At 58.6% G+C, this 25,044-nt stretch carries 22 protein-coding genes, 1 tRNA gene and 1 pseudogene; 6 read left to right on the forward strand and 18 right to left on the reverse strand.

Annotated features, from left to right (window positions below; all coding sequences use genetic code 11):
* Positions 1–89: 89 nt before the first annotated feature.
* A complete protein-coding gene (locus KO536_RS17245; RefSeq protein ID WP_219262525.1) occupies positions 90–668 on the forward strand; it encodes a nucleoside triphosphate pyrophosphatase in 579 nt (192 codons plus the stop codon).
* A gap of 208 nt (positions 669–876) precedes the next feature.
* Here the strand turns inward: KO536_RS17245 and KO536_RS17250 are convergent, their stop codons facing one another.
* Genes KO536_RS17250 through rluC form a run of 3 tightly spaced genes read right to left on the reverse strand, consistent with a single transcriptional unit; the run spans position 877 to position 3,498 of the window.
* A complete protein-coding gene (locus KO536_RS17250) occupies positions 877–1,866 on the reverse strand; it encodes a S49 family peptidase (RefSeq protein ID WP_133075681.1) in 990 nt (329 codons plus the stop codon).
* 20 nt (positions 1,867–1,886) lie between these two features.
* Positions 1,887–2,552 carry an HAD-IA family hydrolase gene (locus KO536_RS17255; RefSeq protein ID WP_219262526.1) on the reverse strand — a complete coding sequence of 222 codons (666 nt, stop codon included), beginning with the start codon at positions 2,550–2,552 and terminating at the stop codon, positions 1,887–1,889.
* Complete coding sequence (gene rluC, locus KO536_RS17260; RefSeq protein WP_219262527.1) at positions 2,539–3,498, reverse strand: 23S rRNA pseudouridine(955/2504/2580) synthase RluC; 960 nt, start codon at positions 3,496–3,498, stop codon at positions 2,539–2,541. The genes KO536_RS17255 and rluC overlap by 14 nt, the downstream gene beginning before the upstream one ends.
* Positions 3,499–4,219: 721 nt before the next feature.
* Between rluC and rne the strand changes: the two genes are divergently transcribed.
* On the forward strand, positions 4,220–7,459 hold the full coding sequence (rne, locus tag KO536_RS17265) for a ribonuclease E (protein ID WP_219262528.1): 3,240 nt from the start codon (positions 4,220–4,222) through the stop codon (positions 7,457–7,459).
* A 79-nt stretch (positions 7,460–7,538) separates the two neighbouring features.
* On the opposite strand, the gene murB is transcribed toward rne, so the two are convergent.
* The 7 genes and pseudogenes from murB to KO536_RS17300 all read right to left on the reverse strand — a co-directional run bounded on the left by murB (position 7,539) and on the right by KO536_RS17300 (position 13,908).
* Positions 7,539–8,558, reverse strand: coding sequence for a UDP-N-acetylmuramate dehydrogenase (gene murB / locus KO536_RS17270; protein ID WP_133075684.1), 1,020 nt, complete (start codon positions 8,556–8,558; stop codon positions 7,539–7,541).
* On the reverse strand, positions 8,555–9,319 hold the full coding sequence (gene kdsB, locus KO536_RS17275) for a 3-deoxy-manno-octulosonate cytidylyltransferase (RefSeq protein WP_133075685.1): 765 nt from the start codon (positions 9,317–9,319) through the stop codon (positions 8,555–8,557). The genes murB and kdsB overlap by 4 nt, the downstream gene beginning before the upstream one ends.
* A complete protein-coding gene (locus KO536_RS17280; protein WP_019827923.1) occupies positions 9,316–9,501 on the reverse strand; it encodes a Trm112 family protein in 186 nt (61 codons plus the stop codon). Before KO536_RS17280 ends, kdsB begins: the two co-directional genes overlap by 4 nt.
* 25 nt (positions 9,502–9,526) lie before the next feature.
* Positions 9,527–10,537: a tetraacyldisaccharide 4'-kinase gene (gene lpxK, locus KO536_RS17285; RefSeq protein ID WP_219262529.1), complete on the reverse strand. Its 1,011-nt coding sequence runs from the start codon at positions 10,535–10,537 to the stop codon at positions 9,527–9,529.
* A complete protein-coding gene (locus KO536_RS17290) occupies positions 10,537–10,965 on the reverse strand; it encodes a biopolymer transporter ExbD (protein ID WP_133075687.1) in 429 nt (142 codons plus the stop codon). The genes lpxK and KO536_RS17290 overlap by 1 nt, the downstream gene beginning before the upstream one ends.
* The gene (locus tag KO536_RS17295) at positions 10,962–11,597 is read right to left on the reverse strand and encodes a MotA/TolQ/ExbB proton channel family protein (RefSeq protein ID WP_133075975.1); all 636 of its coding nucleotides are present in this window, start codon (positions 11,595–11,597) and stop codon (positions 10,962–10,964) included. Before KO536_RS17295 ends, KO536_RS17290 begins: the two co-directional genes overlap by 4 nt.
* Positions 11,598–11,680: 83 nt before the next feature.
* Positions 11,681–13,908: pseudogene (locus KO536_RS17300) on the reverse strand (DNA internalization-related competence protein ComEC/Rec2).
* A gap of 133 nt (positions 13,909–14,041) precedes the next feature.
* On the opposite strand from KO536_RS17300, the gene KO536_RS17305 reads away from it, so the two are divergent.
* Positions 14,042–14,557: a DUF2062 domain-containing protein gene (locus KO536_RS17305; RefSeq protein ID WP_133075688.1), complete on the forward strand. Its 516-nt coding sequence runs from the start codon at positions 14,042–14,044 to the stop codon at positions 14,555–14,557.
* A gap of 90 nt (positions 14,558–14,647) precedes the next feature.
* Here KO536_RS17305 and KO536_RS17310 read toward each other — a convergent pair whose 3' ends face one another.
* The 3 genes from KO536_RS17310 to KO536_RS17320 all read right to left on the reverse strand — a co-directional run bounded on the left by KO536_RS17310 (position 14,648) and on the right by KO536_RS17320 (position 17,116).
* Positions 14,648–15,427 (reverse strand): ABC transporter permease, encoded by a 780-nt coding sequence (locus KO536_RS17310; protein ID WP_133075689.1) that lies wholly within the window; start codon positions 15,425–15,427, stop codon positions 14,648–14,650.
* Positions 15,424–16,356 carry an ABC transporter ATP-binding protein gene (locus KO536_RS17315; protein WP_219262530.1) on the reverse strand — a complete coding sequence of 311 codons (933 nt, stop codon included), beginning with the start codon at positions 16,354–16,356 and terminating at the stop codon, positions 15,424–15,426. The genes KO536_RS17310 and KO536_RS17315 overlap by 4 nt, the downstream gene beginning before the upstream one ends.
* A 133-nt stretch (positions 16,357–16,489) precedes the next feature.
* Positions 16,490–17,116, reverse strand: coding sequence for a glutathione S-transferase family protein (locus KO536_RS17320; protein ID WP_133075691.1), 627 nt, complete (start codon positions 17,114–17,116; stop codon positions 16,490–16,492).
* A gap of 151 nt (positions 17,117–17,267) precedes the next feature.
* Here KO536_RS17320 and KO536_RS17325 point away from each other — a divergent pair, with 151 nt between their 5' ends.
* Together KO536_RS17325 and KO536_RS17330 are read left to right on the forward strand one after the other, a co-directional pair.
* Positions 17,268–19,715, forward strand: coding sequence for an acyl-CoA dehydrogenase (locus tag KO536_RS17325; RefSeq protein WP_219262531.1), 2,448 nt, complete (start codon positions 17,268–17,270; stop codon positions 19,713–19,715).
* 63 nt (positions 19,716–19,778) lie between these two features.
* Positions 19,779–20,195, forward strand: coding sequence for a PA2817 family protein (locus tag KO536_RS17330; protein ID WP_133075693.1), 417 nt, complete (start codon positions 19,779–19,781; stop codon positions 20,193–20,195).
* Between the two features lie 49 nt (positions 20,196–20,244).
* On the opposite strand, the gene KO536_RS17335 is transcribed toward KO536_RS17330, so the two are convergent.
* On the reverse strand, positions 20,245–21,201 hold the full coding sequence (locus KO536_RS17335) for a LysR family transcriptional regulator (RefSeq protein WP_219262532.1): 957 nt from the start codon (positions 21,199–21,201) through the stop codon (positions 20,245–20,247).
* A gap of 87 nt (positions 21,202–21,288) precedes the next feature.
* On the opposite strand from KO536_RS17335, the gene KO536_RS17340 reads away from it, so the two are divergent.
* A complete protein-coding gene (locus KO536_RS17340) occupies positions 21,289–21,915 on the forward strand; it encodes an alanyl-tRNA editing protein (protein ID WP_219262533.1) in 627 nt (208 codons plus the stop codon).
* A gap of 14 nt (positions 21,916–21,929) precedes the next feature.
* On the opposite strand, the gene KO536_RS17345 is transcribed toward KO536_RS17340, so the two are convergent.
* From KO536_RS17345 to KO536_RS17360, 4 genes are all read right to left on the reverse strand, one after another.
* Entirely contained in the window at positions 21,930–22,760 is an 831-nt protein-coding gene (locus KO536_RS17345) for a glycine betaine/L-proline ABC transporter ATP-binding protein (protein WP_219262534.1), read from the reverse strand.
* Positions 22,760–23,608 (reverse strand): proline/glycine betaine ABC transporter permease, encoded by an 849-nt coding sequence (locus KO536_RS17350; protein WP_219262535.1) that lies wholly within the window; start codon positions 23,606–23,608, stop codon positions 22,760–22,762. Before KO536_RS17350 ends, KO536_RS17345 begins: the two co-directional genes overlap by 1 nt.
* 21 nt (positions 23,609–23,629) lie before the next feature.
* A complete protein-coding gene (locus KO536_RS17355; protein WP_219262536.1) occupies positions 23,630–24,652 on the reverse strand; it encodes an ABC transporter substrate-binding protein in 1,023 nt (340 codons plus the stop codon).
* Positions 24,653–24,933: 281 nt separating this feature from the next.
* Positions 24,934–25,009: transfer RNA gene (locus KO536_RS17360), tRNA-Gly, on the reverse strand.
* Between the last annotated feature and the right edge of the window lie 35 nt (positions 25,010–25,044).

Here is a 25,044-nt window from a genome sequence, read left to right on the forward strand (position 1 = left end):
GGACGACCCCTCCACCTGTCAAAGGAAATTGTGCCTGTGCGACATCCCGTACGCCCGCTAGAATCGCCAACCACCCACAGGAGCCGCGCATGCTACCTTTATTACTCGCTTCAAGCTCGGTTTACCGCCGCGAATTACTGACTCGCCTGCGCCTGCCTTTCAGCTGCAGCTCACCCGACATTGACGAAAGCCACCGCCCCGGCGAGACCGCCATTGAACTGGTCAAGCGCCTATCCCTGGAAAAGGCACGAGCACTCGCCAACAGCCATCCAAACCACCTGATCATTGGCTCCGACCAGGTCGCCGTGCTCGACGGACAGATCATCGGCAAACCCCACACCCACGACAAGGCCCGCCAACAACTGATGAGCGCCAGCGGTGCCAGCGTGAGCTTCCTGACCGGCCTGACCCTGCTCAACAGCCAGACGGGCCACCACCAGACCGATTGCATTCCCTTCACCGTGCACATGCGCACGCTAAGTGCCGAACAGATCGAACGCTATCTGCTCGCAGAACAGCCCTACGACTGCGCTGGCAGCTTTAAAGCCGAAGGCCTTGGTGTGACCCTGTTTCAACGCACAGAAGGCGATGACGCCACCAGCCTGGTCGGCTTGCCACTGATACGCCTGGTGGACATGCTGCTTGCAGAAGGCGTACACCTGCCCTGAATAAGCCGCAATACTCTGTAGTCGCTGCCGAGGAACGAAGACTGCGATCGGCCGCGAAGCGGGCGTAGAACCTGACATATTCGAGCGCTCCATTTTGCGAACGCTTCGCGCTCGATCGCAGCCTTCGTTCCTCGGCAGCGACTACAGAACGCTCGACACCACAAAAAAAAACGACCCGAAGGCCGTTTCTTGTGAGCAGAGAGAGCAATCAGCGCAGTGTTGGCCCCTGAAAGCCCATCCACATCGCCAATTGCTCAGCCACGCTGGCACCGAGCTTTTTCGAGAAGCGATCGAAAGCCGACTCCTGGACAGTGAAATCCACCAGATCCTTTGCACCGATCACATCACGGGCAACCGAACTGGTATTGCCCAGCCCGTCAATCAACCCCAGAGGCAGCGCCTGCTGACCGGTCCAGACCAACCCCGAGAACAACTCAGGATGCTCCTTGTCTTTCAGGCGATCACCACGCCCCTGCTTGACGCTATCAATGAACTGCTGGTGAGTCACATTCAGAACACCCTGCCAGAACTTGGTTTCGTCCGGTTTTTCCGGCTCAAACGGATCCAGGAACGCCTTGTGGTCACCCGAAGTGTACGCACGACGCTGAATCCCCAGCTTGTCCATCGCCCCGACAAAGCCAAAGCCCGCCGCCGTCACGCCAATCGACCCGACAAGACTGGCCTTGTCGGCGTAAATCTCGTCAGCAGCACTGGCAATGTAATAGGCACCGGAAGCTCCCAAATCGGAAATCACCGCATACACCTTGGTGTCGGGATGCAAACCGCGCAAACGACGAATCTCATCGTAGACATAACCCGACTGCACCGGACTGCCGCCCGGACTGTTGATGCGCAATACCACACCCTTGACCCTTGGATCATCGAATGCAGCCTGCAGACTGGTAACCAGGTTATCGGCACTGGCAGGCTCTTTATCTGCAATCGGGCCGCGCACATCGATCAACGCGGTATAGCTCGAACCGCCCACCGCACTTCGCTCCATGCTCAGCAGCGGGGTAAACAGCAGCAACACCGCAATGAGGTAACAGAACATCAGGACCTTGAAGAAAATCCCCCAGCGGCGCGAACGGCGCTGCTCCTGAATACCCGCCAACAAGGTTTTTTCCAGCAGTTGCCAGCTTTTTGCATCACCGACAGTCGACTCAGCCGCAGAGGGCGCTTTCCATTGATCAACCATGCACTACCCCAGCAAAGACTTTAATTAACCTGACGATCCAGCCAGGCGCGCAACTCGGGAAAACTGTCAATCGCCAACCGAGGCTCAAACGCCAGCAAGCGCTCCATTGACTGAGCACCATAGCCTACCGCAACAGAGTCGATACCCGCGTTGCGCGCCATCAACAAATCAAAGGAAGCATCACCCACCATCAACGCCTGATCCGGGCGCACATCGCAATGGGCCAGAATCTGATTGAGCATCAAGGGATCGGGTTTGCTTGCAGTCTCATCTGCTGCACGGGTGATATCGAAAAAATCTTCCCACCCATGGGCCTTGAGCACACGATCCAGCCCGCGACGCGCCTTGCCCGTAGCAACCGCCAGGCGATAGCCCTGCTCACGGAACACCTCAAGCGACTCCCTGACCCCGGCGAACAACGGCGAAGGCTCGGCATCCATGGCGATGTAGACATCAGCATAGTGCTGACGAAATGCAATCACCTGCCCTGGCGTCATGTCGGGATAGAGCGTCAGAATCGCCTCGGGCAGGCCCAACCCGATAATCCCCTTGACTGCTGGCGCATCGCGCTCAGGGCGACCCGCTCGCTGCGCTGCAACCTGCATTGCAGTAACAATCCGACCAATGGAGTCGGCCAACGTGCCGTCCCAGTCAAAAATCAGCAGCTTGTAGTCAGTAGGGGGCACTCAGTCGCTCCACGGTCTTGGCCCACATTTCATCTACCGGGGCCTGGAATTTCATCTCACCGCCATCGGGCATCGGCACAGTCAGCATGTAGGCATGCAGAAACAACCGCTTGCCGCCCAGATCACGGATCTCCTTGGAGAAGCCTTCATCGCCGTACTTGGTATCACCGGCAATGCAATGACCGGCATGCAGGGTATGCACGCGAATCTGGTGAGTACGGCCGGTGATCGGACGAGCCTCGACCATGGTTGCAAAATCACCGAAGCGGCGCAGCACCTTGAACACGGTGACGGACTCTTTGCCTTCTTCGTTGACTTCAACCATGCGCTCACCCGAACGCAAGTTGCTCTTCATCAGCGGCGCACGCACCTGCTTGATCGAAGCCGCCCAGCTGCCACGCACCAGCGCCATGTAACGCTTGTCGATACCGTCACCGCGAAGCGCCTCGTGAAGATGGCGCAACATGCTGCGTTTTTTGGCAATCATCAACAGGCCGGACGTGTCACGGTCCAGGCGGTGCACCAATTCCAATTCCTTGACGTCAGGACGCATCTGACGAAAGGCTTCGATCACGCCAAAGGTCAAACCGCTGCCGCCATGCACGGCGATGCCTGCCGGCTTGTTCAAGACAATCAGCGCCTTATCTTCATAGACAATCGCCGCCTCAAGGCGCAACAACAAACCTTGGGCCACAGGCACAGGCTCGTCGCGCTCAGGCACGCGAACCGGCGGCACGCGCACGATGTCGCCCGCCTGCAGCTTGTACTCGGGTTTGATCCGGCCCTTGTTCACGCGCACTTCGCCTTTACGCAAAATGCGGTAAATCAAGGTCTTGGGAACACCCTTGAGTCGAGCAAGCAGGAAATTGTCGATGCGTTGGCCGGCATATTCCGGCGAGACCTCAAGCAGCTGGACGCTGGGGGTCGGGGGGGTAGTCGTCGTCATGGCGCCGATGATAACAATTTTTTATGGAATTGAAGCACTTAATCATTGCTGCTATAGTCGCGAACGCCGCCAAAAGCGGCCTGGACAGAGGATTAACGGTGTATCACCGGCCCTGACCAACGCTCTTAACAAGGACGCGAGGCCGTCCCACGGGGCTTTCGCTACACACGCAAGACCTGGAGTTGTAACAAGCGCAGGTGACATGAGGCCTGAAGCGAGCCTGGAAAGCAGAGTGCAAACTCCCCTTCTACGCCGATATTCACGGCCAGTTCACAAAGTGCAGTCAGCTTCGGGAATTTCGGGCGAAAGCTTCAGAAACATTGCCTTTATTAGCCATGATGCGTGAACTCCCCTTTTGGAGAACACGGTAAATGCCAACCCGCTGCGGATTCTGCGCGCGGCAGCACCCGAATTATCAGGGATACGTGTAGGGTGGAGACGCACAACCGCCGGACTGTGTAGCAATAGGCTTTATCAAGACGCTTCATCTCGTCCACAGCCGCCGGTTGATTCCTCCTCCTGACCAGACTTTTGCTTAAGAGGTGCTTTAGCACCACAGCAAGCAGGAAGCGTAAGTCGCGACTTCGACCCCAAGGTTCGAACCTCGCTGTACACAGGAGTGGCCAACAACTCCTGACGCACCTGACACCGACCATGAGAAGTCGTGTGTGCCGAACGCCGTTTCCGGTAGCCCGGAAACCGACGGTACAACATGAAAAGAATGCTGATTAACGCAACTCAACCTGAAGAGTTGCGCGTTGCACTGGTAGATGGCCAACGCCTCTACGACCTGGACATCGAGTCGGGTGCACGCGAGCAGAAGAAAGCCAACATCTACAAAGGCCGCATTACTCGCATCGAACCAAGCCTTGAGGCTGCCTTTGTCGATTTCGGCTCCGAGCGCCACGGCTTCCTGCCCCTCAAGGAAATCTCCCGCGAGTACTTCAAGAAGGCTCCCGAAGGCCGCGTAAACATCAAGGACGTCCTGAGCGAAGGCCAGGAAGTTATCGTGCAGGTCGAGAAAGAAGAACGTGGCAACAAGGGCGCAGCCCTGACCACCTTCATCAGCCTCGCCGGCCGTTACCTGGTTCTGATGCCGAACAACCCGCGTGCCGGTGGTATCTCCCGTCGCATTGAAGGCGAAGAGCGCAACGAACTGCGTGAAGCGCTTAACGGCCTGATTGCCCCTGCCGACATGGGTCTGATCGTACGTACTGCCGGCCTGGGCCGCAGCAGCGAAGAAATGCAGTGGGACCTCGACTACCTGCTGCAACTGTGGACTGCCATTAAAGAAGCCTCGCTGGATCGCTCCGCGCCATTCCTGATCTACCAGGAAAGCAACGTGATCATCCGCGCCATCCGTGATTACCTGCGCCAGGACATCGGCGAAGTACTGATCGACAGCGTTGAAGCCCAGGACGAAGCCCTGACCTTCATTCGCCAGGTGATGCCGCAGTACGCCAGCAAAATCAAACTCTACGAAGACAGCGTTCCGCTGTTCAATCGTTTCCAGATCGAAAGCCAGATCGAGACCGCCTTCCAGCGTGTCGTTGAACTGCCTTCCGGCGGCTCCATCGTTATCGACCCGACCGAAGCCCTGGTGTCCATCGACATCAACTCGGCCCGCGCCACCAAAGGTAGCGATATCGAAGAAACCGCGCTGCAAACCAACCTTGAAGCGGCTGAAGAAATCGCCCGTCAGTTGCGCTTGCGCGACATCGGCGGCCTGATCGTCATCGACTTCATCGACATGACCCCAGCCAAAAACCAGCGCGCCGTGGAAGAAAAAGTCCGCGAATGCCTGGAAGCAGACCGTGCCCGCGTACAAGTCGGCCGTATCTCGCGCTTCGGCTTGCTGGAAATGTCCCGTCAGCGCCTGCGTCCATCCCTGGGCGAAAGCAGCGGCATCGTCTGCCCACGCTGCAACGGCACCGGCATCATCCGTGACGTTGAGTCGCTGTCGCTGGCCATCCTGCGCCTGATCGAAGAAGAAGCCCTGAAAGACCGTACTGCCGAAGTACGCGCCCAGGTGCCAATCCCGGTTGCTGCATTCCTGCTCAACGAAAAACGCAACTCGATCACCAAGATCGAACTGCGTACCCGTGCCCGCATCGTCATCCTGCCGAACGACCACCTCGAAACGCCGCACTTCGAAGTTCAGCGCCTGCGTGATGACAGCCCGGAAGCCCACACCAACCAGTCCAGCTATGAAATTGCTGCCGCTGCCGCTGAAGTGGAAGAAGTCCAGCCTGCTGCAGCTACCCGCACTCTGGTTCGCCAGGAAGCCGCAGTTAAAACTGCACCGCCACGCACCTCGGCTCCGGTTCCTGCCGAAGTCGTCGCTGCCCCGGCCGCACCTGCACCCGCGGCAACCATCTCCGAGCCAAGCCTGTTCAAAGGCCTGGTCAAGTCATTGGTGAGCCTGTTCGCCTCCAAGGAAGAGCCTGTTGCTCCGACCGTGGTAGAGAAGCCAGCCACCCCTGAGCGCCCTGCACGCAACGAAGAGCGTCGCAACGGCCGCCAGCAAAGCCGTAACCGCAACGGTCGTCGTGACGAAGAACGCAAGCCACGCGAAGAGCGCGCACCACGTGAAGAGCGTGCTGCTCGCGAACCACGTGAAGAACGTACATCCCGCGAAGAAACTCCGGTTGTTGCTCAAGCACCTCGCGAAGAGCGCGCACCGCGTCCACCTCGTGAAGAGCGCGCCCCACGCGCACCGCGTGAAGACCGCAAACCTCGTGGCGAAGGCCGTGAAGAGCGCGTACGCGAACTGCGTGAACCTCTGGACGCAGCGCCTGCTGTCGTTGCCGGCGCCGCAGCTGCAGTCGTAGCCGAAGAACGCCCGGCTCGCCCGCCTCGTGAAGAACGCCAGCCTCGCGCCCCTCGCGAAGAACGCGCTCCACGTGAAGAGCAAGTTGTGGCTGCTGCTGAAGACGAAGAAGTGCTGTCCAGCGAAGAGCAATCCCAGGACGAGACACAGGACAACGCCGAAGGCGATCGTCCACGTCGCCGCTCCCGTGGTCAGCGCCGTCGCAGCAACCGTCGTGAACGTCAGCGTGATGCAAACGGCAACGTGATTGAAGGCTCGGAAGAGAACAGCGAAGAAGGCAACGCCCAAAACGCTCCTGCTACCACCCTTGAAATCGCTGCCGGCCTGGCCGTGACAGAAGCCGTTGCCAGCTCGGTAATCAGCGCCCCCGCTGAAGCCCAGGCTCACCAACAGGCAGAGCGTGCGACTGAAGCAACCCAGGAATCGGCCCCGGCTGAAACCGTGGTTGCCGTTGAAGCTGCGCAGGAAGTGGCTGTTGTAGAAGCACCTGCCGCTCCAGCTCCAGTGGTTGAAGCCACCGCCGCTGTAGAAGCAACCGTTATTGAAACTCCAGTTGCAGAAGCACCGGTTGTCGAAGCCGTAACGCCGATCGAAGCGATCAAGGCACCGGAAGTTGAAGTTGCACCGGCTCAAGAAGCACACCCTGAAGTCCAGGCTGTTGCCGAGCCAGTTGTAGCGGCTCCAGAGCCTGTAGTCGAAGTCGTGGCGCAAACCCCGGTCGTTGAGACGCCAGCAGTCGAAGCACCTGCTTTCGAAAAAGCACCGGAGCCTGCCAAGGAAGTCCGCGTTGTTCGCGAGCCAGTTGCCGAGCCTGCCGTTGTTCAAGCAGCGCCTGCAGCAGAACCAGCCACCCCTGAAGTGGTAGCGGTTGAAGCCGTAGTCGAGACCGTAGTCACCGCACAGCCGGCTCCAGTTGAAGCTGAAGTTGTTGTGGCGTCTGAAGTGGTTGAAGTCGTGATTGCAGCTCCGGTTGTCAGCGCTCCAAGCAACGGTCGTGCTCCTAACGACCCGCGCGAAGTCCGTCGTCGCAAGCGTGAAGAGGCTGCTGCAGCCGCCGCTGCAGCAGCTCATGCACCTGCAAGCGAAGCCGTAGCCCAGGAACAGGAACACGAGTCTAAACCTCTCGCCTAATTCCAAAGGCCACTAAAAAGCCCCGCCAGTTCTGAACTGGCGGGGCTTTTTTTATGGAGTTAGATAACCGGTTGATACGTCAGTAAACGTTGGGTTCCATCTCCAGCTCCACGGCAAAGCGCTGCAGGATATCGGCCTGAATGCGCTGCGCCAGTGCCAGTAACTCCAGGCCGGTGGCCGAACCATGATTGACCAGCACCAGCGACTGCAAACGGTGCACGCCTGCGTCGGCTTCCCGGAAGCCTTTCCAGCCCGCCGCTTCAATCAACCAGCCTGCCGCCAGCTTTACCTGGCCATCCGCTTGCGGATAGCCAATTAACCCCGGGTGAGCCAGGCGCAACTCATCAGCCTGGACAGCCGATACCAACGGGTTTTTGAAAAAACTGCCGGCATTGCCCAGCACCGCCGGGTCTGGCAGCTTTTCGCTGCGAATACTGCTGATCGCCCGACTGACGTCGCTGGCCGTCGGCTGATCAATGCCCTGCTCGGTAAGACGTTGACGTACAGGGCCGTATTCCAGATGCAGACGTGTGGCACGACTCAGGGCAAACCGCACCCGCAGAATCAACCAACGCCCGGCCTGCTGCTTGAAGAGACTGTCGCGGTAGGCGAAGTTGCACTCTGCAAGGCTGAATTCACGCAACTCGCCAGTCTGTCGATCAAGGGCCGTAAGCCCGGCGAAGACATCCTTGATCTCGACGCCGTAGGCGCCAATATTCTGCATCGGGGCAGCCCCAACGGTGCCGGGGATCAGGCTGAGGTTTTCAAGCCCCGACAAACCCTGTTCCAGAGTCCACAGCACAAAGGCATGCCATACCTCCCCCGCCTCGGCCTCGACAACAACCCGGTCGCCGTCATCCGCCAGCAAACGGATGCCGCGACTGGCCATGCGCAAAACCAGCGCTGAAACATCACCGGTCAGCAGCAAATTACTGCCGCCACCAATGACCAGCAACGGCAACTGGTGCTCAACCGCGCACAGTAACGCCTCACGCACATCGGCATCGCTGTGGGCTTGCGCAAACAGGCTGGCCTTAACATCAACGCCAAAGCTGTTGAACGGTTTAAGCGACGCATTGACCTGCACGTCCAAACTCATGACTCCAGCAAACGCCGAACGCGTTCAAGGTCTTCAACGGTATCAACGCCGGCTGGCGGAGCTTCAAGCACATCAGCCACGTGAATGCGCACGCCATGCCACAGCGCCCGAAGCTGCTCAAGGCGCTCGGTATTTTCGAGCCAGCAAGGGCCCCAGCTCACGAAGTCATGCAGGAAGCCTGCACGATAGGCGTAGATGCCAATGTGGCGGCGATAAGGTACGCCCGCCGGCAAGGTGTCAGGGTGCAGGGCGAAGTCATCCCGCGCCCACGGCAACGTGGCCCGGCTGAATGTCAGCGCCAGCCCGTTGATGTCACTGACGACCTTGACCACATTGGGATTGAACAGCGTCTCGACATCATCGATCGCCTCGGCCAGGGTCGCCATGCTCGCCTCACTGTGGGCGGCCAGGTTGACGGCAACCTGATCGATCACCTGTGGCGGGATCATGGGTTCGTCGCCCTGAACATTGACCACGATGGCGTCACTGGCCAAACCCAGTTGCGTGGCAACTTCGGCCAGACGGTCGGTGCCTGACTCGTGGTCGGCACGGGTCAACAGCACCTCGGCGCCGAACGCCTTGCAGGCGTCGACAATACGCGCATCGTCAGTGGCAACCACCACACGCTGCGCGCTGCTTTTACAGGCCTGCTCCCAGACGTGCTGGACCATTGGCTTGCCGGCAATCATTTGCAGCGGCTTGCCTGGCAAACGGGTTGAGGCAAAGCGCGACGGAATAACGACTGTAAAAACCGGAATCATTTATCCAGACGCTCATCAGCAGAAAGGGTTCGGGCTTCGGTTTCCAGCATCACTGGAATGCCATCGCGGATCGGGTAGGCCAGACCTGCGCCCTTGCTGATCAGCTCGGTCTTGTCGGCGCTGAGCTTGAGCGGGCCTTTGCAAACAGGGCAAGCAAGGATATCGAGCAATTTGGTGTCCATTAGGGTTCCCCTGGATAAAGATGGATCAAGTCAAAAGACGATCGGGCAAAAGACCCAGCAACTGTTGATCAAACCACAGGACAAAGGCCTCTGAGGGTACTGCGTCAACGGCCAGATACCACCAGTCGGGTGACGCAAAGTCACGGCACTTCACCGCATCCTTTTCAGTCATGACCACGGGTAAGGGCGGCGTAAAATTCAGCACCTCGGCGCTGTAGGGCGCGTGATCGGCAAAAGCATGGGCAATTGGTCGCCAGTGTAGCGTTTCAAGGGTCGTGAAGAAACGCTGCGGATTGCCGATCCCGGCGACCGCATGCAGCGCTTGTTCAGCAGGAAAATAGTCCAGCGCCTGACGCTCACCGCTGATCAAATTGACCAACGCAGTGGGCTGCAACTGAAAGGCAAAACCGCCCTGAGGGTCGCTGGCAGCGCCGTTATACAGCACCGCGTCGACACTCTGCAGCCGTTCAGCCGGCTCACGCAGCGGCCCGGCAGGCAGGCAGCGACCGTTACCCAGGCCTCTGGCATTGTCGATCAGGACCAGCTCAAGATCCCGGGCCAGGCGGTAATGCTGCATGCCGTCATCGGACAGAATCAGGTCCAACTGCTCGCTGGCCAGCAGGGCCCTGACCGCACGACTGCGATCCGGATCGATCATCAAGGGTACGCCGGTGCGCTGCACAATCAGCAAAGGCTCATCCCCCGCCTGCGCGGCACTTTGATCAGCGTTCACGCGCCACGGAAATTGAGGGGGGGAAGCGCCATAGCCACGACTGACCACGCCGACCCGCAGGCCATGCTGCTGGCAATGCGCAATCAGCCACAGGATCAAAGGCGTTTTGCCGGTACCGCCCACGGTGATGTTCCCCACGACAATCAACGGTACCGGCGCACGATAAATCTCGCCTTCCCCTACCACAAAACGCGCCCGCTTGCGCTCAACCACTCGACGGTAAAGGCACTCCACCGGGCGCAAAAGGGTCAGCAGCGGATGCCCGGCATACCAGGCGCGCAACAAGCGATCGGACATGGCCATCAGGGCGCCGCCTGCGCCTCGACAGTCGTCATGCGCAAATGGCTGAAACCGAGTTTCCCGGCCGCATCCATTGCGGTGATGACCGCCTGGTGTTGGGTTTTGCCATCGGCGCTGATCGACAGCGGCAAGCGGGTATCGCCGCCAGACTCTTTCTGCAGAGCCTCCATCAGGCTCGCCAGATCATTCTTCGGCAACAACTGGTTGTTCACCGAAAACACTCCGTCCGCGCTGATGGCGATGTCCAGTTGCCTGGCGCCTTGATCCTCGCTGGGCGAACCGCTGGCAGCCTCTGGCAGATCAACGCGCAACTGGGTTTCGCGGGTAAAGGTCGTGGTCACGACAAAAAACAGCAGCAGGATAAACACCACGTCAATCAATGACGCGAGGTTGATATCAACCGTTTCCCGAGGCTTGCGGCGAAATTTCACGCTTTGCTCCCGACCATATCGACTTCACGGTCGCCTTGTATCACCTCAACCAGCTTGATCGCTTCCTGCTCCATCCCGACCACCAGCTCGTCGACACGACGTTGCAGGAAGCGATGGAAGAAGACTGCCGGAATACCCACCATCAGACCGGCGGCGGTAGTGATCAGTGCTTTGGAAATACCGCCTGCAAGCACGGCAGCATTGGTCGTCATGCCCGTCCCCATGAAGGCGCTGAAAATATCGATCATGCCCAGTACGGTACCCAGCAGGCCCAGCAACGGGGCCATTGCCGCAATCGTACCCAGCGCATTGAGATACCGCTCTAGCTCGTGAATCACTCGTGCAGCGGCCTCTTCGATGCACTCTTTCATGATCTCGCGACCATGCCTGGAGTTGGCCAGGCCCGCGGCCAGGATCTCACCCAGCGGCGAGTCGGCGCGCAGCAATTTGAGTTTTTCCTTGTCCATCTGCTTGTCTTTGATCCAGACCCAGACCTGCCCGAGCAAATGTTCCGGGGTTACGCGACTGGCACGCAGGGTCCACAGACGCTCGACAATAATGCCCAGCGCGGCAACAGAGCTCAGAATGATCGGCAGCATCATCCAGCCACCTGATTTGACCAGTTCCCACACAGTGACAATCCCCTCGAAAAAGTGCGCCACTCTACCACAGGATTGCCCTTAACCTTGTGGGGCCAACGCCTGCGCAAGCACTATCAATCGCGCCAGAACCGACGCTGGCCACCCATGCTCTTAACCTGTGCCGACGCCCCCAAACGAAACCACACAGCCCCTTGCTCCGCGCTATCCCACACCTGCACCCCCAAGGCTTGATAACGCGACATGACCTGCGGATGCGGGTGACCAAAATTATTACCGTGCCCACGGGAAATCAGCACGTTTTCAGGCGCCAGTGCCTTGAGAAAAGCCATCGACGACGACGTCTTGCTGCCGTGATGGGGCGATTGCAACCAGCGGACAGGAACGGCCAGCGGACTTTGCAGCAATGCCCGCTCGGCATGGGTATCAATATCCCCCGTCAACAGTAGCCGTTCGTCCCGTGCTTGCACCTGCAGTACGCAGGACTTCTGATTGCTATTGCTCGCCCCCGGCCACTGCCAGAGTGAGAATTTCACGCCGTCCCACTCCCAACCCTCCCCGCTCGTACACGGCTGCGCCCGCAACGGTTCTGGCAACCCCGCCACATCGCCACCAAACACCCGTGCAACGCGGATTGCCCGCTGAACCGCCAACGCACCGCCCGCATGATCCGAGTCGGCGTGGCTCAGCAGCATGACATCCAGCTCGCCTACCCCCAATGAACGCAGTACAGGCACCACTACTCGTTCACCCTGATCAAAATCCCGGACCTTGGGGCCTGCGTCATACAAAAGCGTGTGGTTACGGGTGCGCAAGACAATCGCCAGCCCCTGCCCGACATCCAGCTGTAGCACCTCAACCTCGCCGTGGGGGACCTGTTCGCGGGGCACAAAGACAGCCAGCAGTACCAGTGGCCACCCCAGCGGTCTGAGCACCATCCCGGCTGGCAGCAGCAGGATCAGCGCCCCAAGCGCGCTCAACAGCCATATGTAAATCGGCACGACCGGGGGCAGCCAGGGCGGGAAAACATCGGCCAGCAGGGCCAGCCCCTTGATCAACAGATCGAGCAAACCACCCGACAGCCACAGCAGGCTTTCCCCAAGCCAGGGCACAGGCAGCAGCAGCGTTCCCAGCAATGCCGTCGGCAACACCAAAAGGCTGATCCAGGGCACGGCAACCAGATTGGCCAGCGGCCCCGTCAGGCTGATGGGCAGTCCGAGAATCCACATCATCGGGAACAAACCCAGGGCGATCAGCCCGTGGGGGCGCAGCCACGCGGCCCTCCACCCCCAGGCCCCAAGACGACCGCCGAAGGTGAAAATCAGTACCGCCACGGCGCTGAACGACAACCAGAACCCCGGCATCAAACTCGCCAGCGGCTCCACAATCAGCACCGCATTGAGCGCCAGCAGGAATGGCAACCACACCCCCAGATGACGAAACCGCAAGCGCCAGATCAGCACCAGCCCCAGCATCACGCACGCGCGCTGCACCGGTACTTCAAAACCGGCGAGCAGGCCATATCCCGTGGCCCCCGCAAACGCCAGGCCGCAAGCCCAAGGCAGCCACGGCAAGTAGCGCGGCCACAGGCCATAGCGCGCCAGCAAGGCGACCACCCCGTAGATCAATCCGGCAAACAAGCCTATGTGCTGCCCCGAAATCACCAGCAGATGCACGGTTCCGGTTGTCTGCAGCAGCGTCCAGTCATCACGGCTCAAACCAGAACCGTCACCCATGACCAGCGCCGCCAGCCACGGTTCCCGGCCATTGCCATCGATACGCAACAGACGCTGACGCAAGCCATCGCGCCAGGCATGACTCGCCGCAGCCAGTAACTGACCCTCCTTGACCACGCCCGTCGCACCGATGCGATGCGCCAGCAACCAGCCAGCAACCAGGCCTGGTAATCAAACGATTGAGGATTGAGCAAACCCTTGGGGCGCTTGAGCTTGACCGCTAGCCGCCAGCGTTCCCCACTCTTGACCGACGGCCCGCCATACCAGCTCAACCTGATGGTCGTGGGTAATGCGCCGTGGCGCGAGCGGGCATCCTGCAATTCAAAACGTACGACGCTGCCAGTCTGCTGCGGTAATCCGACCACATGCCCTTCGACCCAAAGCGTCCTGCCGTCGAGCGCGGCGGGCAAGCGATCATCCAGCGCCCTTTGTCCCTGGACGCAAGCCCACGTCAGCCCAAGCACAAAAAGCCCCACCGGCCAGGCACGAATAGCCAGCAGCAACAGCCCCGCCATGAACATCAGCAGCAACCACCCCGGCGACGGCAACACGGGTAAAAACCGCAGTGCAATAAGCCCCGTCGCCAACGCAAACATCCCTGTGTGCATGCCTATACTCAACTTATCCCTTTGACTCGGATTAGTTGTTATCCGGGACCCGCGCTTAAGAAATTGTCACAAAGTCTGAATAGGCATCCTGTCGAATTTGGGCATACTGCCCCCTTGACCTAGGGAGAGGCCCATGCCACGGCGTTTAATCAAACGTTTCATGCCAGATCCGGCCCTGATCAGGGAACACAAGTCCTTACGATTTTTAGGGACCTTACTGCATGACCCCAACCTCTGGCACCTCAATCGTCACTCCGTGGCCCGAGCAATGGCCGTAGGGATTTTTGCAGCTTTTATCCCCATGCCGTTTCAAATGCTGCTTGCAGCTTTTCTGGCGGTAAACGCGCGCGCCAATATGCCGATATCAGTGGGCCTGGTATGGCTGACCAATCCGATCACGATGCCGCCGGTGTTTTACATCACCTATAAGACGGGTGCCTGGCTGATGAACATACCGGCACGCACCCTGCCGGATGAGCTGACCTGGGAATGGATCAGCGGCCAATTGTCGACCGTATGGCAGCCCTTTCTATTGGGTTCTGTGGTGTGCGGAGTGGTGCTTGGGGCGCTGGCCTACTGCCTGACCATGCTCTATTGGCGCTGGTGGGTCAGCCGTAAATGGAAGGGACGCAAAAACAAGCACTCATAAGAAAGGCCCCGAAAGGGGCCTTTTTCATTATCTGACACTGAAGTGTCCTTCGGCCATTTCGCAGCCTCGTACCTCGTCAGTAGCAGGATGCTACTGACGCATGCCTCGACCGCTAACCAGCAGCTTCGCACAGCCGAAGTACAGCACGATGGTTGCCACGACCATAAAGGTCAGGGCCACGCTGATCTTGATGTCCGAAACCCCAAGAATGCCGTAGCGGAATGCGTTGACCATGTGCAGCACAGGGTTGGCCAGCGATACGCTCTGCCAGAACGGCGGCAGCAGTGTGATCGAATAAAACACACCGCCCAGGTACGTCAGCGGCGTCAGCACGAAAGTCGGGATAATTGAAATATCGTCGAAGTTGCGCGCAAATACGGCGTTGATAAACCCCAGCAACGAGAAGATCGTCGCCGTCAGTACCACGACGACGATGGTCAGGCCCAAGTGGTGGACTTGCAGTTGGGTGAAGAACAGCGACAGCAAGGTCACGATCAAGCCCACAATCAAACCGCGCAAAATCCCGCCCACGGTAAAGCCGATCAAAATGGTGTGGGGCGATACCGGTGACACCATCAGCTCTTCAATCGAGCGTTGGAATTTGGCACCAAAGAAGCTTGAGACCACGTTACCGTAGGAGTTGGTGATCACTGACATCATGATCAGGCCCGGAACGATGTACTCCATATAGGTGAAACCACCCATATCACCGATTTGTCGACCGATCAGATTACCGAAGATCACGAAGTACAGAACCATGGTGATCGCAGGCGGTAGTAGTGTCTGCGGCCAGATCCGCATGAAGCGGCGAACTTCGCGGTAAACGATGGTATTCAACGCGATCAGATTGGGGCGCAGCTCCGAGCTCATATCGCCACCTTTGCCAGATTTTTCTCGACCAGCGACACGAACAACTCCTCAAGGCGATTGGTTTTGTTGCGCAGGCTCACCACTTCGATGTTTTGCGCAGCCAGTTGAGTGAACAGACCGGTGATACCCACGGCTTTGTCGACCTGTACTTCCAGCGTACTGGCGTCGAGCAATTGACTCGGATAGCCGATCAACTTCGGGGCCGCCTGCAATGGGTGCTTCAGGTCGAGTAAAAAGGTCTCGACATGCAGTTGCCCAAGCAACTGGCGCATGCTGGTGTTTTCAACAATGGTGCCGTGATCGATGATCCCGATATTGCGACACAACTGCTCAGCCTCCTCCAGATAGTGAGTGGTGAGGATGATGGTCGTGCCCTGCTCGTTCAGCTCGGTGAGAAAACTCCACATCGAGCGACGCAACTCAATATCCACGCCAGCAGTAGGCTCATCGAGAATCAACAGGCGCGGCTCGTGCACCAAGGCCCGGGCGATCATCAGGCGGCGCTTCATGCCACCGGACAACGAGCGCGAAGGTGTGTCGCGCTTATCCCAAAGCCCCAACTGCGTCAGGTACTTTTCAGCGCGTTCCTTGGCGATTTTGGCCGGAATGCCGTAGTAACCCGCCTGGGTCACGACGATATCGAAGGTCTTTTCAAACTGGTTGAAATTGAACTCCTGCGGCACCACGCCAATCGAGCGCTTAAGGGCTGCCGGATTGCGATCAAGGTCATGGCCAAAGATATTCACCGTACCGCTGGTTTTGTTTACCAAGGTCGAGAGAATGCCGATGGTCGTGGATTTGCCGGCGCCGTTAGGGCCCAGCAAGGCAAAAAAGTCACCTTCAGCAACATCCAGATCGATACCACTCAGGGCCTGGAAACCGTTGCCGTAGGTTTTGGTTAGCTGCCGTATGGACAGAGCGGAACTCATATCGGATTACGCACCAAGATGGGGAAATAGGGAGGTATAAGTAAGGGCGAACTACCTGTAGGGCAAGTCCGACAAGGCCGTATGGTGCTTGGCCTCGCCGCACAAGTACAGTCGCCCGTATTAATAGTGGCTATTAAGTCAACGCAGTCATCACTGCATTTCGATAGGCCGGACGCTGCTTCAAGCGCTCATACCAGGCACTCAAGTGCGGCAGGTGCGCACGTTCGATGGGCATTTCAAACCAGGCATAGATAAAGGATCCCAGCGGGATGTCACCCATGCCGATTTCATCACCCGACAGGTAGGGTTTTTCAGCCAGCGCCTGATCCGCAACAGCCAGCAATTGATCGCAGGCTTTAATTGCCGCGTTGATCTTCACCCAGTCCTGCTCCTCGGCAGGCGTGCGTAGAACGCCCCAGAACACCGCACGGAATTCGACCGCAAACGAGGTACTGGTCCAGTCCATCCACTTGTCAGCCTGAGCCCGCACACGGGCATCGGTTGGATACCAGGACGTGTCTGACCCATATCTGGCAGTGAGGTAACGCACGATGGCGTTTGATTCCCACAGAACAAAGCCGTCGTCCTCTTCGATCATGGGTACCCGGCCGTTAGGATTCAGCGATCGATACTCAGGACTGTCGACCACTCCAAATGCACCGCCCGCCTCTACGCGGCTATACGGCAACGCCAACTCTTCGACACACCACAACGCCTTGCGCACGTTTGACGAATTCTTGCGACCCCACACTTTCAGCATGATCTGGCTCCTGGTTGATAGACGCCGAAGGAGTCTACGCCGGGATGTCGAACTCTGCCTCCAGCGCAAGGTCACTATCCTTACAACCTTGATCGGAAGTTGCGACTAAGCTCACAAGAGTTATCGCCCCTGGCTTCATGGAGGATTAAATATGCTGTTGTTGTGGATACTGGTTCTGATTGTTGGCATCGCCTATATGGCCCATCGCCGCATCGCCCCCCTGACGACCCTGGCTGTTGTCGCGGTTTACCTGTTGGCCATGGGGGTCATCGGCCATGTGCCCGGCTGGTTGCTGGCAATCCTTTGGCTGTTGCTGGCAGCGCCTGCCGCCCTGCTGCTGTTGCCAGACCTTCGGCGCAAACTGTTTACCGCTCCGCTGTTCAAGTGGTTCCAGAAGACCTTGCCCCCCATGTCGCAAACCGAGCGTGATGCCATCGACGCCGGCACAGTATGGTGGGATGGCCAATTGTTCAGCGGCCGCCCCGACTGGAACCAGCTTCTGGCCTATCCCAAAGTTCAGCTCACGGAAGAAGAACAAGCCTTTATTGACGGGCCCACCGAAGAGCTGTGCGCAATGGTCAGCGATTGGGAGATCGGCCAAGCCATGGATTTGCCGCCGCAGGCCTGGGCGCACATCAAGGAACACGGTTTCTTCGCCCTGATCATCCCCAAAGCCTACGGTGGCAAGGGCTTCTCGGCGTACGCCCACTCCCAGGTCGCAATGAAGCTGGCCACTCGCAGCGGCGACCTCGCCTCCACCGTGATGGTGCCCAACTCCCTCGGCCCCGCCGAGCTGCTGCTGCATTACGGCACCGACGAGCAACGTGACCACTACCTCCCACGCCTGGCCCGTGGCGATGACATCCCCTGCTTTGCCCTGACAGGTCCGCTGGCTGGTTCCGATGCCGGGGCAATGCCCGACACCGGGATCATTTGCAAAGGTCAGTGGCAAGGCGAAGAAGTGATCGGTCTGCGCCTGAACTGGGAGAAGCGCTACATCACCCTGGGGCCCGTCGCCACCCTGCTTGGCCTGGCATTCAAGGCCCACGACCCGGAACACCTGCTGGGCGACAAGGAAAACCTTGGTATCAGCCTGGCGCTGATCCCCACCGACACCCCCGGGGTTGAGATTGGCCGCCGCCACCTGCCTTTGGGCGCAGCGTTCATGAACGGCCCAAACTCGGGCAAAGACGTATTTATCCCCCTGGATTACCTGATTGGCGGTCAGGAAATGCTCGGCAAGGGTTGGATGATGCTGATGAACTGCCTGTCGGTCGGGCGCTCGATATCGTTACCGGCCGTCGGCACCGGCGCAGCCAAGTTCACCAGCCTGGTGACCGGGCAGTACGCCCAGGTGCGCGAACAATTCAATGTGCCACTGGCCGCCTTCGAAGGCATTCAGGAAGCACTGGCGCGCATTGGCGGCAACGCCTGGTTGATGGACAGCGCGCGCATGCTCACCGCCAACGCGGTGGACCTGGGGGAAAAACCTTCGGTACTGTCAGCGATACTCAAGTACCACCTGACCGAGCGCGGCCGTGAATGCATCAGCCACGCCATGGACGTTCATGGCGGCAAGGGCATCATCATGGGGCCCAACAACTACCTGGGGCGCAACTGGCAGGGGGCGCCGATTTTCATCACCGTGGAAGGCGCGAACATCCTGTCGCGCAACCTGATGATCTTCGGTCAGGGCGCCATTCGCTGCCACCCCTTTGTACTCAAGGAAATGGCCCTGGCCAGCCGTGAAGACAAGGATCAGGCGCTGCTGGAGTTTGACGACCTGTTGCTCAAGCACATCGGTTTTGCCATCAGCAATAAAGCCAGCACCTTTGTATTGAATCTGGGCCTTGGGCGGTTTGAGCATGTGCCGGGCAATGCCCTGAGCCAGGGCTACTTCCGGGCATTGAACCGCCAGGCGGCAGCCTTTGCCCTGCTGGCCGACCTGAGCATGATGCTGCTGGGCGGCGAACTGAAACGCCGCGAGCGCCTGTCGGCGCGCCTGGGTGATGTGCTGAGCCATATGTACCTGGCCAGCGCCGCGCTCAAGCGTTACCACGATCTGGATTCACCGGAGCACCTCAACCCATTGTTCAAATGGGCCATGGAAGAAAGCCTCGGCCACGCCGAACGCGCCCTGGACGAACTGCTGAAGAACTTCCCGAGCCGCGCGCTGGGCTTTTTGCTGCGCGGCGTCGTGTTCCCGTTCGGCCGCCGCCACACCGGGCCGTCGGACGCGCTGGATGCCGAAGTTGCCGCAGTCTTGGGTCGCGCCAAGGGTGATCCAGCGCTAGAGGCAGTGCTTGCGGGCTGCTATCGCCCGCAATCGCCAGACGACGCCGTGGGCGCCCTGCAACATGCCAGCGACCTGCTGAACGAAGTACGTCCGCTGCACAAAAAACTCCATGAAAGCTTGAAAAGCGGTCAGGTAAAACCGGGGGCGGGAGAATCGGCAATCGATGCCGCACTGCAAGCCGGTGTACTGCAACCGGCCGAGGCACACGCGCTACACACCGCTGAAGCTGCCCGACGCAAGGTGATTGATGTGGATGACTTCTCCAAAGAGGAACTCACCCACAGCGAAGGAAAGATTCGATAACGGGACAGCGGGCGCCGGGGGCTTTATACTCCCGCGCCCGTTTTGCTCTAGAGGACACCCGCAATGGCCACCAATGATCTGAACCACAACCTTGTCTTGCTCGACATTCTGCGCAGCATCCTGGTTGCTGTCGGTGACGCTGAGCAGATCCCTGAGGAAAGCCACGCCCTGTTTCTGGAACGCTTTGACGACATGCGCAGCTCGCTGCCGGTTGACCCGATCAATAGCCAGTATCTGGGCCAGGACCTCATGTGCCAGGTCATCGAGCGCTACCCGCAGATCGCTCACCTGGTCCCGCGTGACCTGCTCTGGTACTTCGGCGGTGCGTGCTTCAACTTCCTGTCGGATGAAGAGCTGGACATGTATGAGGCGCTGGAAGAGCGTCGTCATGAAGCAGAACTGAACGACGAACCGTTCGACTGGAACCAGGAAAAACAACTGATGGCGATGCCTGTCTCCGACGACAGCACACAGCACTGATTCCTACGTACAATACTCAAGGCCCGCCCGGTTTACCTGGCGGGCTTTTTTATGAGTGGCCAGAATCCTGTGCCCGCCACATGTCCAGGGTCGGCTCCCAGGCCAGTCGCTCGACCAAAAAATCGATGAATACACGAATCTTTGGCGGCAAATAACGCGACGGGGCATGCAACAGCCACGCACCGCCATGGTACGAAGCAATAAAATTCCATTCCGGCAATACGCGAACAACCAGCCCTTGGTCCAAAGCCTGACGCGCCGTGAAATACGGCAGGCTACCAATCCCGATATCCTGTAACACCGCATCCAGCCGTACCCCGGTGTGGTTGGCCGCATAGCGCCCACGCACTCCAACGGTCACCGACCTGGCGCCCTGTTTGAATTTCCACCGTGCATCGGCAGGTGTCTCTCCCAGATAAATACAGCTATGCCCACGCAAATCCTCGGGCTGCGCCGGCGTGCCGTGCTCCGCCAAATAAGCTGGCGTGGCACACAACACATGCTCGATCGGGAACAGTTGACGCCCCACCAGGCCGGGTGGCGGTTGGTCAGTGATACGAATACTCAGGTCAACGTTGTCATCAATCAGGTCGACATAGCGGTCTTCCAGAATCAACTGGACATCGACCTGTGGGTAGCGCCGTAAAAACTCGGGCATGTGCGGATGAATCACATAACGCCCAACGGCCTTGGGCACACTGACCCGAATCAAGCCCTCGGCGCTGCGGGCAAAACGCCCGCTCAGATCCATCACCGATTGGGCAGCACCCGCCACCTCACAACACCGCTTGAATACTTCTTCGCCATCATCGCTCAAACGTAATTTACGTGTGGTGCGTTGCAGCAAGCGGATCGCCAGGGCTTTTTCCAGGCGCGATACGCTGCGACTGACCGCAGAAGGTGAGGTGCCGAGCTGGCGCGCCACTTCCGAGAAGCTCCCGGCCTCGACTACCTTCACAAACATCACCATTTCGGCCAACAACGATAACGGCAGATTTATGCTCACAGCGCACAGGTCCATTGAAATTCAGGCGGATTATCACGATCAAGGCGCAACTCTATACTAAAAAAAGACACCGACCAGGACACAGCAATGACCCAACGCCTCTTTTTTACCGATGACGCACTGACTGCAGACATTAACGTGATCAGTTGCATCGCCCACGAGGACGGATTTGCCGTTACCGTGCAAGCGACCCCTTTTCACCCGCAAGGCGGCGGTCAGCCGTGCGACCTGGGCCTGATCGGTGACAGTGAAGTGGTCAAGGTGCTGCAAGAACAAGACAACATCGTGCATTACGTCACCCGGGCCATTGCTCCTGGCCCTGCCCGTGCGCAAGTGGACCCATCGCGCCGCCATCTCAACGCACGGCTGCATAGCGCCGGGCACTTGATTGGAGTGATCGGTGAGCAGGCCGGCTGGCTGCCGACCAAGGCACATCACTGGCCGGGCGAATGCCGGGTCAGCTTCACACCTGGCGATGATGCCCAACCACTGGAAGCCCCAGCGATCCAGCAACAACTGGAGCACTGGATCAATGCCGATTTACCCCGCCAGCTTCATCTGGACTCCAGTCAACGCGCCGTCGGCTTTGGAAACTTGCCAAGCTATCCGTGCGGCGGCACCCATGTTCGCTCTCTGGGCGAGTTAGTCGCGGTCAACGTGCTTTCTGTCACCCTCAAGAAAGGCGTGCTGTCCGTGCGTTACGATCTGAACTGATCGATTCAAGCAGCCTAAATGCGGGTGCGACGGCGCTGGACGAAGCGGTCCACGTAGTCATCCGCAGGGGACTGCAGGATTTCCCGGGGGCTGCCGACCTGAATCAAGCGCCCGTCCTTGAGCACGGCGATGCGATTACCGATACGTAACGCCTCGTCCAGGTCATGGGTGATGAACACGATGGTTTTTTGCAGCGTGCGTTGCAACTCCAGCAACTGATCCTGCATCTCGGCACGGATCAGCGGATCGAGGGCACTGAAAGCTTCGTCCATCAGAATGATGTCGGTATCCGTCGCCAACGCCCGGGCCAGCCCGACACGCTGGCGCATCCCCCCCGACAGTTGATGAACAAAGGCTTGCTCATAGCCTTCCAGCCCGACCATCGAGATCCAGTGCCGGGCTCGCCCCTCGCATTGCACCTTGCTCTCGCCCCGCACCTTCAAACCATAAGCCACGTTCTCGATCACGTTGCGATGGGGTAACAGGCCGAAATTTTGAAACACCATACTGATTTTTTGCCGACGAAACTGGCGCAAGGCAGGCATGCCGTATTCAAGGATGTTTTCGCCATCCACCAGAATCTGCCCGCTGGTAGGGTCGATCAAGCGGTTCAGATGGCGCACCAGAGTGGACTTGCCCGAGCCGGACAACCCCATGATGACGAACACTTCACCGGCTCGGATCGACAACGACAGATCGTTGATACCGATAACGCAACCGGTTGCTGCCAGGACTTCGTCCTTGGTCCGACCCTCACGAATCAGGGCCATCACTTCTTTATCACGGCCGCCAAACACCTTGAATACATGACGTACTTCGATCTTGTTGATCACCACCTCACTCATTACGGGCCTCCGCGCCGAGGCCGGCCATAGGCTTGAGTGATACGATCGATCACCACTGCCAGAATGACAATGGCCAGTCCGGCTTCCAGGCCTTTGCCGACATTGAGCGTTTGAATACCCACCAGTACATCCTCACCCAAGCCCCGGGCACCAATCATCGAAGCGATCACTACCATCGACAATGCCATCATGGTGGTCTGGTTAATACCGGCCATGATGCTGGGCATGGCCAGTGGCAATTGCACGCCAAACAGTTGCTGCCAGGGGTTGGCACCGAATGCGTTGATCGCCTCCATCACCTCGCGATCAACCTGACGCAAGCCCAGATCGGTCAAGCGGATCAGCGGCGGTACGGCATAAATGACCGTGGCAAAAATCGCCGGAACCTTGCCCAGGCCAAACAACATCAGGACAGGAATCAGGTACACGAAACTGGGCATGGTCTGCATGACATCCAGCAGCGGCATCAACACCGAGCGCAGTCGATTGCTGCGCGCGGCCAAAATCCCGAGGGGAATGCCCAGCAATACCGAAATAACCGTGGCCACCATCATCAGCGCCAGGGTTTGCATCAGTTTGTCCCACAGCCCAACTGCGCCTACCAGAAACAGCAGGCCGACGATCAACAGAGTGCTGAGGATCTTGCGTGTGGCATGCCAGGCAATTGCCCCAACGATGACCAGCATCAGCCACCACGGTGTGATGCGCAGCAGGTTCTCAAGGTGGATGATGGCCCACAGCAGAGTCTCGGAGATATGCCGGAACACATCACCGTAGTTGCTGACCAGTGCATCAACCCCGTCATTGACCCACCCTGCGATGGAAAACGTCAGATTGTCAGGAAACATGCAATGCCCGTACTCCGTGAGTTATTTGGATTTGAGCGCTGCATCGACTTTTTCAGCCGCTTGCGGGGTCACCCAGGCATGCCAGATTTGCGGCTGCTCACGTAAGAAATCCTCAGCAGCCTTGCGCGGCTCGGTGCGTTTTTCGCTCATTCGGGCCAGGGTGGTGTTGAGTAAATCGATAGGGAAATCGACCTTTTCATAGAACTCGACCAACTGCGGGTATTGGGCTTTGAAAGGTGCCGATACGCCAATGGCCAGTTTTGCCGGTAATGAGCGCGTACCCTTTGGAGCAGGGTTATTGGCGTCAGCCAGGGTCTTCCAGGCTTCGGCATCAAAAGGCGGCTCTTCAAGCTTGATCAGCTTGTAGCGCCCGATCAGCGGAGTCGGTGACCAGTAATAGAACAGCACCGGTTTGCCACGACGGATCGAGGAGCTGATCTCGGCATCCAGCGCAGCGCCCGAACCGGTGCGAAAGTTAACGAAGTCCTTGTCCAGGCCATAGGCCTTGAGCTTTTGGCTGTTGACGGTCTCGGAGGTCCAACCGCTGGGGCTATTAAGGAAGCGGCCACGAGTCGGGTCCTCCTGATCACGGAACACCTCTTTATAGCGGGCCAGATCGCTGACTGACTTCAGGTCCGGAGCCAATGCCTTGATGCCTTTTTCCGGATCACCCTTGATTACATACTCGGGCACCCACCAGCCTTCACTGGCGTTTTTGACGATATCGCCCAGACCGAAAACCTTGCCTTCGGCCTCCGCCTTGATCCACACGGGGCTTCGCCCTGCCCACTCTTCGCCGATCACTTGAATATCATTCTTGGCCAGAGCAGCCTCCAGGATTACGGTGCTGCCAGGCAAGGTGTCGGTTGCTACGCCGTAGCCTTTTTCGGTGATCAGACGCAGTACTTCAGTGATCAAGCTGCCGCTTTCCCAAGTGATATCACCAAAGTGAACGGGATCGCCCGAGTTGTCTGCCAACACTGGCTGGGTGACAAGTCCAAATGCCAGCAGTGATCCAACGAGCCACTTTTTAAGGTTGTACATATGCATTCTCTGGTTGTGGAGGGGCCGCCGAGCACGCAATTTGCCTGTCGCCTTCCCTGCGAGAGTGCTTAATGCCGGAGAAAATATGAGTTGCGATGTCTTCAGCGTAGCTGCTGAACTCAAGAGAGCGGCACAAACATTCGCACGGATGCGGGTCGTAGCCTTGTTGCAGATGTATTGCGAGGGGTGGGCCAGAAATCAAAACCCGGAAACGCAAAAAGCAGCCCTAGGGCTGCTTTCTGAGTGTTCTTTGAAACTGCGTAGCTCCAAAAAACAAAATTTGGAGCGGGAAACGAGACTCGAACTCGCGACCCCGACCTTGGCAAGGTCGTGCTCTACCAACTGAGCTATTCCCGCAATAATGGCGTCCCCTAGGGGACTCGAACCCCTGT

The sequence above is a fragment of the Pseudomonas sp. NKUCC02_KPG genome (assembly GCF_019345465.1).
In the GTDB taxonomy this organism is placed as follows: domain Bacteria; phylum Pseudomonadota; class Gammaproteobacteria; order Pseudomonadales; family Pseudomonadaceae; genus Aquipseudomonas.

What these genes read in the sequence shown, in the direction of transcription:
- KO536_RS17245 (WP_219262525.1), top strand. Translation starts at nt 90, where the DNA reads ATGCTACCTTTATTACTCGCTTCAAGCTCGGTTTACCGCCGCGAATTA.
- KO536_RS17250 (WP_133075681.1), bottom strand. Translation starts at nt 1,866, where the DNA reads ATGGTTGATCAATGGAAAGCGCCCTCTGCGGCTGAGTCGACTGTCGGT.
- rluC (WP_219262527.1), bottom strand. Translation starts at nt 3,498, where the DNA reads ATGACGACGACTACCCCCCCGACCCCCAGCGTCCAGCTGCTTGAGGTC.
- rne (WP_219262528.1), top strand. Translation starts at nt 4,220, where the DNA reads ATGCTGATTAACGCAACTCAACCTGAAGAGTTGCGCGTTGCACTGGTA.
- murB (WP_133075684.1), bottom strand. Translation starts at nt 8,558, where the DNA reads ATGAGTTTGGACGTGCAGGTCAATGCGTCGCTTAAACCGTTCAACAGC.
- kdsB (WP_133075685.1), bottom strand. Translation starts at nt 9,319, where the DNA reads ATGATTCCGGTTTTTACAGTCGTTATTCCGTCGCGCTTTGCCTCAACC.
- KO536_RS17280 (WP_019827923.1), bottom strand. Translation starts at nt 9,501, where the DNA reads ATGGACACCAAATTGCTCGATATCCTTGCTTGCCCTGTTTGCAAAGGC.
- lpxK (WP_219262529.1), bottom strand. Translation starts at nt 10,537, where the DNA reads ATGGCCATGTCCGATCGCTTGTTGCGCGCCTGGTATGCCGGGCATCCG.
- KO536_RS17305 (WP_133075688.1), top strand. Translation starts at nt 14,042, where the DNA reads ATGCCACGGCGTTTAATCAAACGTTTCATGCCAGATCCGGCCCTGATC.
- KO536_RS17310 (WP_133075689.1), bottom strand. Translation starts at nt 15,427, where the DNA reads ATGAGCTCGGAGCTGCGCCCCAATCTGATCGCGTTGAATACCATCGTT.
- KO536_RS17315 (WP_219262530.1), bottom strand. Translation starts at nt 16,356, where the DNA reads ATGAGTTCCGCTCTGTCCATACGGCAGCTAACCAAAACCTACGGCAAC.
- KO536_RS17320 (WP_133075691.1), bottom strand. Translation starts at nt 17,116, where the DNA reads ATGCTGAAAGTGTGGGGTCGCAAGAATTCGTCAAACGTGCGCAAGGCG.
- KO536_RS17325 (WP_219262531.1), top strand. Translation starts at nt 17,268, where the DNA reads ATGCTGTTGTTGTGGATACTGGTTCTGATTGTTGGCATCGCCTATATG.
- KO536_RS17330 (WP_133075693.1), top strand. Translation starts at nt 19,779, where the DNA reads ATGGCCACCAATGATCTGAACCACAACCTTGTCTTGCTCGACATTCTG.
- KO536_RS17340 (WP_219262533.1), top strand. Translation starts at nt 21,289, where the DNA reads ATGACCCAACGCCTCTTTTTTACCGATGACGCACTGACTGCAGACATT.
- KO536_RS17345 (WP_219262534.1), bottom strand. Translation starts at nt 22,760, where the DNA reads ATGAGTGAGGTGGTGATCAACAAGATCGAAGTACGTCATGTATTCAAG.
- KO536_RS17350 (WP_219262535.1), bottom strand. Translation starts at nt 23,608, where the DNA reads ATGTTTCCTGACAATCTGACGTTTTCCATCGCAGGGTGGGTCAATGAC.
- KO536_RS17355 (WP_219262536.1), bottom strand. Translation starts at nt 24,652, where the DNA reads ATGTACAACCTTAAAAAGTGGCTCGTTGGATCACTGCTGGCATTTGGA.